The organism is Streptomyces sp. NPDC054956, assembly GCF_053609185.1.
On the sequence record NZ_JBSGXB010000586.1, the window covers coordinates 1 to 1,978 of the forward strand.

Annotated in this window: 2 protein-coding genes; one reads left to right on the top strand and one right to left on the bottom strand. The window is 72.4% G+C overall.

The features are described from left to right. Nucleotides 1-163: 163 nt before the first annotated feature. Entirely contained in the window at nt 164-718 is a 555-nt protein-coding gene (locus ACWGDE_RS38500) for a GNAT family N-acetyltransferase (protein WP_453393740.1), read from the top strand. A gap of 76 nt (nt 719-794) precedes the next feature. Here the strand turns inward: ACWGDE_RS38500 and ACWGDE_RS38505 are convergent, their stop codons facing one another. Further along, nucleotides 795-1,442, bottom strand: coding sequence for a hypothetical protein (locus ACWGDE_RS38505; protein ID WP_453393741.1), 648 nt, complete (start codon nt 1,440-1,442; stop codon nt 795-797). Between the last annotated feature and the right edge of the window lie 536 nt (nt 1,443-1,978).

The following is a 1,978-nucleotide window of genomic DNA, read 5'->3' on the forward strand; positions in this document are numbered from 1 at the left end:
GGGACCCTGTGGGAGAGTAGGACGCCGCCGAACAATCATTGTGGGAAAGCCCCGCACCTTATGGTGCGGGGCTTTTCTGCGTTCCGGACCTTTTTGCGCAGCGGGGCCGGTGCGGGAAAACGGGGATGAAGGCAGGCGGGTGCGCTGGCTAGGATCCCGAGGTATGAACGAGCACGTGATACGTCCGGTACGGGCCGACGAGTGGACCAAGGTGAAGGCGCTGCGGATCGCGGCCCTGAATGATCCGGCCGCGCCGGTGGCCTTCCTTGAGACCGTCGAGCAGGCCGAGGGAAGGACCGACGAGTTCTGGCAGGAGCGGACCGTCGGCGCTTCGGAGGGGCGGAGGGTCCGGCAGTTCGTCGCCGAGGCGCCCGACGGGGAGTGGAACGGGACGGTGACCGTACTCGTCGAGGACGCCGGCACGACCGACATCTTCGACGGGGCCATCGAGCAGACGCAGGGTCATCTCGTGGGCGTCTTCGTGCGGCCCGGGCAGCGGGGGACGGGGCTCACCGAGGCGCTGTTCGCTGCCGCGCTGGAGTGGGCCTGGTCGCTGGAGGAGCCGGCGCTGGAGCGGGTACGGCTCTTCGTGCACGAGGACAACGCCAGGGCCGGGGCCTTCTACCGGCGCTTCGGGTTCCGGGCCAGCGGGACCGTCGTGCCGATGCCGACGGATCCGTCCGCGAAGGAACTGGAGTACGTGCTCGGGCGGTCGTAGGCCGTCGTCTTTTTTGTCTTGTGGTGTCCGTCCGTCCGCTGTTCCCGTGTTCGGGGCGGCGGGCGGACTTTTTTTGTCAGCGGGTGGTGACCGGTAGGTCGGCCTCCGGCCAGCGGGAGCGGGCCTGTTCGCGGCTGCGGCACAGGGCGAGGAGGGGGAGCGTCTCGTCCTGGAGCAGCTGCGGGAGCTGGGGGATCGGGGCCACGGCCGCGATGTCGTCGAAGACGAGCGTCAGTGGTGGGTCGAGCCGACCGTGGGATGACCGTGCGGCCATGCGGCGGCCGTGCTCGACCACGCTGGAGGCGAGTGCGGTCAGCAAAGGCATCGCACCCGGGTGGGTACGGGGATCTTCCAGGGGTTCACCCACCACGTAGAGGGTGCCCCCTTCGGACACGAACGATGCCAGGGCGAGGGAATCGTTTCGGTTCGGGGTGCAGGACTCCCGGATGTGGATCGAGGAGAGGGCGCTCAGCGCGCGGGCCGTCAGGTGCTGGGCGAGCTCGCGGCGCTCGGGGTGCGCGGTGAGGGCGCTCTCGAGCTCGCCGGCCGCGCCGGGGGCGGCCGTTGCCGCCTGGGGGTGGGTACGGAGGATGCGGACCGGTTCCTGGGCGTTCGTGCCCTGGGCCCAGCGGTGCAGCTGCTTGAAGGGGCGGTCGTCCAGGGCCGCGGCCTGGAGCCAGCTGCGCAGCAGGGTTTCCGCGGTCTCCGCGATCGCGGTGTCCATGCGGGCCTGGGGGCGGACCGGGGCGAGGAGCGCGATGGCTCGGGCGGCGGCGGTGGCGCGGTCCGCGCAGCCTTCCGTGGGGCTCCAGTGGATGCGGGCCGGGGTGTCGCAGAGGTGGGAGGGGTCGTAGAGGAGGACGGGGCCGAGCTTGGAGCGGGCGTCCTTGGTCTGCGACCAGAGGGTGGGGGAGGAGGTGATGACGAGGACTGAGCCGGGGGCGGCTGCGATGGCCTCTGCGGCGGCGGTGTGGCGGTCGGCGGGGGGTGCGTATGCGAGGCGGTGGCCTGGGCGTGGGCCCTGCGGGGTGGGGCTGGGGGGTGGGGCGTAGCCGAAGCCGTAGCGGTACGCGTCGTCCGTGGGGGCGGGGGTGTTGGCGGGGGGTCTGCCCCCGGGACCCTGCGCCTGGGGGGTGGGGAACGTGGTTGTCTGCGGCGTCGTTGCCGGGGGCCCGCCCCCCGCCCCCCCCCCCGCAAAACCCCGCGGGGGGGGGAGTGGGTGGGGGGCGGGTTTGGGCCGCGGGGGGGGGGGTGTGCGTG